We start from the raw sequence: 4,474 nt of genomic DNA on the forward strand, positions 1-4,474 counted from the left end.
ATGCTTTGAACACTTCAAAGACTATGGTAAGGATGCGCTGCTACTCAGCCTACTTGCCTATAATGTGGGCGTGGGGAGATTGCTTGGTTATGGCAGGCATCCCAAGAGCCGACTGCTACGAAAAATAGAAGCTGGAAATAGAAACTTCTATTGGGAGTATGTTTCGTTCTGCCGATCTAAAGGAAAAGTTTTGAGTGGATTGGTCAAACGGAGGCAAGTGGAATTTGCCCTGTTTTATATACCTTGATACATCTATCCATCCACGCAACAGACTTGGTAAGAGTTTAGCTCTAATTTGAAGGCTCTTTTGTAGGATACAACTATACTTTCAAAGAGAGATTCCTTATCAAGAGTTGATGGATAGGTTATCCTCTTGCTTAGCCTTTTCTGTCATTCTTTTCTTTCATCCACCCTTCCTGATGTAGCAGAATGCCGTTGACTCCTTGTACGATGGTGATGTTTTCTTCGTCGATGATTTTTGTTACGCTCATAGTCTTATGTTTTGGGGTTATTGTTCGTTTTCAGTGCTTTCTCTTTGTGGTTTCACGCAGCGGAACAAGCAGACGGAAGCCATTTTTTCTGTCAGCACGTCATCGCCATACATACTCCGAAGTCGACTTTCGGCTTCAGCGAAGGTGTCGTATGGAGGGTGGAAAAATCCTTTTCTTTCCATGACTTTCTTAACAAATAAATCAGCCAATCGGCGTTCGCCCTTGACATAAAAGCAGCCGCAGAAGCAACCGCCGGGTTTCAGCACGCGGAAAATCTCGGCAAAGGCTTTTTCTTTCTCAGGGAAAGCCTGAAAGCCGTTCATCGACAGTACGCAGTCGAAGATCTCGTTGGCATAGGGAAGTTCTCCGACATCTCCTTGCTCCAAAGACAGGTTGGCTATCTCCTCTGTCTCTTTCCGCAAAGCCGCAATGGCTATCATTTCTTCCGAATAGTCCAAACCAACGATCTCGGCATCTTTCATCCGGCGATACTTCTCGGCGGTGAAAATGGCAGTGCCGACAGGCACGTCAAGCAGTCGTCCCCGAAAATCGTCCGGTATGAGATCAAGCACTTTCCGAGCCAAGAGATTAGTGTCTTCGTTCCAAATAAATCGCATATATATCCTTGACCACCACTTCCGTCCGGTCAATAGATCGTCGTAATGTTCCATCATCCTTTGGTAGGAATTGCTCTGTCTGTTTGCCATCATCTTCTTATCAAGAATGTTCATTTCTTATTTTGCAAAAGTACGATATCTGCTTCGTCTCTGCAATCGCCAATAATAATGATTTTTATTTCGGATATTCTCTATGTATGTGGATAGGGAATCACAGAATATCATTGTGGATAAGGTAGAAGATACTGCGAATGTGTTTCGTATAAAACTTCAAAGGCTATGGCAAGGATACACTCCTGCTGACCTTGTTTGCCTATAATGTGGGTGTAGGTCGCTTGCTCGGTTATGGCAAGCGCCCCAAGAGAAAGATAGAGGCTGGTTACGAAAAATTTGTCGTGAGTATGTATCCTTTTGCCGATGCAGGGGCAAAAGATTGGTGAAGCAGAGACGTGTGGAGTTAGCCTTGTTCTTTCTTCCTTAGCAAATATGAAATGTAATTTCCCTGCGACTTTCTTTTGCTTCTTTGCTTTGGTCGCCTGTTCGCTCAAAGACAAAGAAAAGAAGCCACGCAAATTTTCGGTTTGCGTGGTTCTTGGTCTTATTCAAGGTGCTGTTTCTACACTTTCGTTATTTTGTCTATTCGTCTGTTAGGGTGTATATCGAAAGCCCACGAGTTGTTGAGAGCATTGCTCGAAAAATTTATCTCATCATCGGGCAAAGTGCTGTGAATGCTTCCACCCATAGCCAACCCACAATTTTGTAGGACTTTCTGCCGTGCTTCCTCCTTGCTCTCGGCAACCACATCGAATACGCCGTCAAAAACATATTCCGTATAGACTAAAAATCTCTGTTTCTTCATCATTCCTAATCTTAAAATTCAACCTTTAATAATCTGTACTGCTTTGGCTCTCCATTGGATAACTTGCGGTGTGTGAGCCAAAAGTGATGTGCGCCATAACCATAGGCGAAAAACTTGTCAAGTTCCGTTTCTTCGGCTATTTTGCCTATTGCCGTCCTTAACTCTTCCTCATTGTCGGATAGGGTTATCGCATTGATAACCCTGATGAGAATATGCGGTATCTCGTCCGTGTAGTTATAGATGATGTTTTCTATCTCTGTTTTCATATCTCTGATATTTTAATGGTTCATACTTCATGCAGTTGCTTTCATTCTTCGGCTTATTAGTTCTCGATTAGCATTAACAAGGTTCACTATCTGTTCGTGATACTCCGTATTCTTGTTGCACACTCCACGACTTTGCACCACTTTGAGCGTGTCCAGATTGACCTCAATCGTTTCTATCCGTCTGCCCTCAATGGTTGCCGAAAGGATAAGCGAGTTTTCTTTGAGATAGTAAGCATTGTCGAATACGCAATGGTGCATTGATACTCCTTCCTCCAAATGTTCCTGCACACTCTCCAATACGTGAACTTGGATTGTGCCGTCCGTGAAACAGATACCGAAGAACTTGGATTTGAGTTCGTGGAAACGCTTCTCTTCCTCCATTGCCTTTTTGCGTCTCTTCTCCTTTTCTTCCCTTTCCCTTTGTCTGCGGAGTTCGCTTTGTCTTAGGTCGTGTTCCCTATGCAGGTCGGTGGGGCAAACATACTTCGGACTGTGTATGTCCTTGCCCAATCTGCGGAGCATATCCACATAGTCGCACCATAGAGAAATATCCTCTATCTCATAGCCGTTGCGAGTGGCAACTTTGTAGGACTGCCAACAAGCGTCAAATGTCGAATTGTTGTTGAGGAAATAGCGTAAATTCCCCATTCGTCCTGCTTTCATCAATGTTTCAGCCCGGCTGTCAGAAAGCAATGCAGGAATGAATATTGTCGGGGCTATATCGTGAAAATCATCCTCAAATCCATTCCTGCGGAGTGTGTCTGTAACCTTGAATTTAGGATATATCTGCGAATAGGCTGCATATCGGTAGGCTTCATTGTCGTTACGGATAGCCATAGGGGTATAGTAAGAAAAGGTATCAACATATCTGCCCAATGTGCGTGGAATGGCAACAATGGCTTGCCGTCCTTTTGCGTTCCACCAATACTGACCGATTTCAAGTGCGTGATATTGTGCCTTACTGCCTTTCTCCATTCCCACAACAAGGAGGAACATACGCAATACTTGATACTCTCCACAAGCGGTTAGCGTGGTGAAATACCGCTTCTGCTGCAATTTACGCTCAAAGGTTTCCTTGACCTGCAACTTTGCCCTGCAATGAGGGCAAGTGCAAGTTTCTCTATGTTTGTCCATTATCCAACTATACCCACAATCCATACAAGTGGTGCGACCTTTTGGCAGGCGGTAGGCTAAATGGTCTATGCACTTACGGAATGCCCACTTTGTCTGTGTCTTGGTTATCGGGCGAAGGTGCCTGCTCTCGGCAAGGACCGCCTTCTCAAACTTGTTTCTCGGTTTCATAGACTTAAAAATCGAATAGGGATGGTTGTACTTGGGTTGCTGCATTCTCGGTCTTCTTCACTCGTGTGTTACGGCTCTGTATCTTGGCAAGTTCCTCACGCTGATATTGCTTAATGGCTTCCTGCCTTGCTTCGGCTTTTTCTTCCTCTGTGAGTTCCACAATGTGATTGACGGCTACTTGGCAAGAAACAGCCTTACCCACCTCTATATCGTCCTCATCGTAGTAGTGAACAGCCATAGAGAAAATTTCATCATCATCAAAGCCATTGCAACCGCTTTTCTGCACTTCATTAAGAATGTAGGTGATGCACTCCTCGATATTCTTGTTTGGCTTCAACAAGTTAGGGGCAAATAATGGGTCTGTCATAGCACGCTGATTGAGATACTCGGCTATTGTCCGTGTGAAATGTTCTGTTCCTTTCATTGTCGTATATGTTTTGATGTTGTTAATACTTGGGAATTTCAACTATTTGATTGATACGTCCATACAGGTAGGCTCTTAGGCTTGTTCTATCGGGTGCGTAATACTCTGTCCATTGTCCGTACTGATTGACAAGGTATTTCTTCAGCACGTCAAAGAAGTCAAAGCGATAGCCTTGTAGGGGAACGGCAGTACGGAAGTAGGTATTAGAGTTCACCGCTTCACATAGCCAATTCTTTTCCTCACGGCTCATACGCTCGCCACAATAGAGTTTCACACGTAGGAGATATACTTTGCTATTACAAAGGCTCTCCAAAGAGGGTACGTCCCATTGTACAAACTTAATTGCCAACACTTGCTCACTTTTTCCAACCACAGAGTTAATGCGGTAATGAGAGGAGGAGCTATATCCTTTTCTTTTCATCGAAGATGTTGTATTTACTTTTTGCTTATCCATAGCGACATTTTTTTTATGCGTCCAAAGATCGGAGTATGCTGATTCCTTTTTGTAGCAAAAT

General features: G+C 43.9%; 7 protein-coding genes and 1 pseudogene. 2 read left to right on the forward strand and 6 right to left on the reverse strand.

Annotated features, from left to right (window positions below; all coding sequences use genetic code 11):
- The coding region (locus tag L888_RS0110880; RefSeq protein WP_027952910.1) for a glycoside hydrolase family protein at positions 1–247 on the forward strand (247 nt) is incomplete at its 5' end.
- Between the two features lie 261 nt (positions 248–508).
- On the opposite strand, the gene L888_RS0110885 is transcribed toward L888_RS0110880, so the two are convergent.
- Positions 509–1,222, reverse strand: a complete 714-nt coding sequence (locus L888_RS0110885) for a class I SAM-dependent methyltransferase (RefSeq protein WP_100019908.1) — start codon at positions 1,220–1,222, stop codon at positions 509–511.
- Between the two features lie 152 nt (positions 1,223–1,374).
- Here L888_RS0110885 and L888_RS14175 point away from each other — a divergent pair.
- Positions 1,375–1,589 (forward strand): annotated as a pseudogene (locus tag L888_RS14175) (glycoside hydrolase family protein); the annotation flags it as partial.
- Positions 1,590–1,724: 135 nt separating this feature from the next.
- On the opposite strand, the gene L888_RS0110895 reads toward L888_RS14175, so the two are convergent.
- The 5 genes from L888_RS0110895 to L888_RS0110915 all read right to left on the reverse strand — a co-directional run.
- Positions 1,725–1,970, reverse strand: a complete 246-nt coding sequence (locus L888_RS0110895) for a hypothetical protein (RefSeq protein ID WP_044249238.1) — start codon at positions 1,968–1,970, stop codon at positions 1,725–1,727.
- An 8-nt stretch (positions 1,971–1,978) separates the two neighbouring features.
- Complete coding sequence (locus tag L888_RS0110900) at positions 1,979–2,233, reverse strand: hypothetical protein (protein ID WP_021672826.1); 255 nt, start codon at positions 2,231–2,233, stop codon at positions 1,979–1,981.
- Positions 2,234–2,260: 27 nt separating this feature from the next.
- Positions 2,261–3,535, reverse strand: a complete 1,275-nt coding sequence (locus tag L888_RS0110905) for a PcfJ domain-containing protein (protein WP_027952914.1) — start codon at positions 3,533–3,535, stop codon at positions 2,261–2,263.
- Positions 3,536–3,539: 4 nt separating this feature from the next.
- On the reverse strand, positions 3,540–3,959 hold the full coding sequence (locus tag L888_RS0110910) for a PcfK-like family protein (protein ID WP_027952915.1): 420 nt from the start codon (positions 3,957–3,959) through the stop codon (positions 3,540–3,542).
- Positions 3,960–3,981: 22 nt separating this feature from the next.
- On the reverse strand, positions 3,982–4,474 hold a 493-nt coding region (locus tag L888_RS0110915; RefSeq protein ID WP_394331038.1), incomplete at its 5' end, for a hypothetical protein.

The sequence above is a fragment of the Hallella seregens ATCC 51272 genome, from assembly GCF_000518545.1.
Classification (GTDB): domain Bacteria; phylum Bacteroidota; class Bacteroidia; order Bacteroidales; family Bacteroidaceae; genus Prevotella; species Prevotella seregens.

Bases quoted from the DNA above. Each gene is read 5' to 3' on its own strand.
- L888_RS0110885 (WP_100019908.1), bottom strand. From the start codon at position 1,222: ATGAACATTCTTGATAAGAAGATGATGGCAAACAGACAGAGCAATTCC.
- L888_RS0110895 (WP_044249238.1), bottom strand. From the start codon at position 1,970: ATGATGAAGAAACAGAGATTTTTAGTCTATACGGAATATGTTTTTGAC.
- L888_RS0110900 (WP_021672826.1), bottom strand. From the start codon at position 2,233: ATGAAAACAGAGATAGAAAACATCATCTATAACTACACGGACGAGATA.
- L888_RS0110905 (WP_027952914.1), bottom strand. From the start codon at position 3,535: ATGAAACCGAGAAACAAGTTTGAGAAGGCGGTCCTTGCCGAGAGCAGG.
- L888_RS0110910 (WP_027952915.1), bottom strand. From the start codon at position 3,959: ATGAAAGGAACAGAACATTTCACACGGACAATAGCCGAGTATCTCAAT.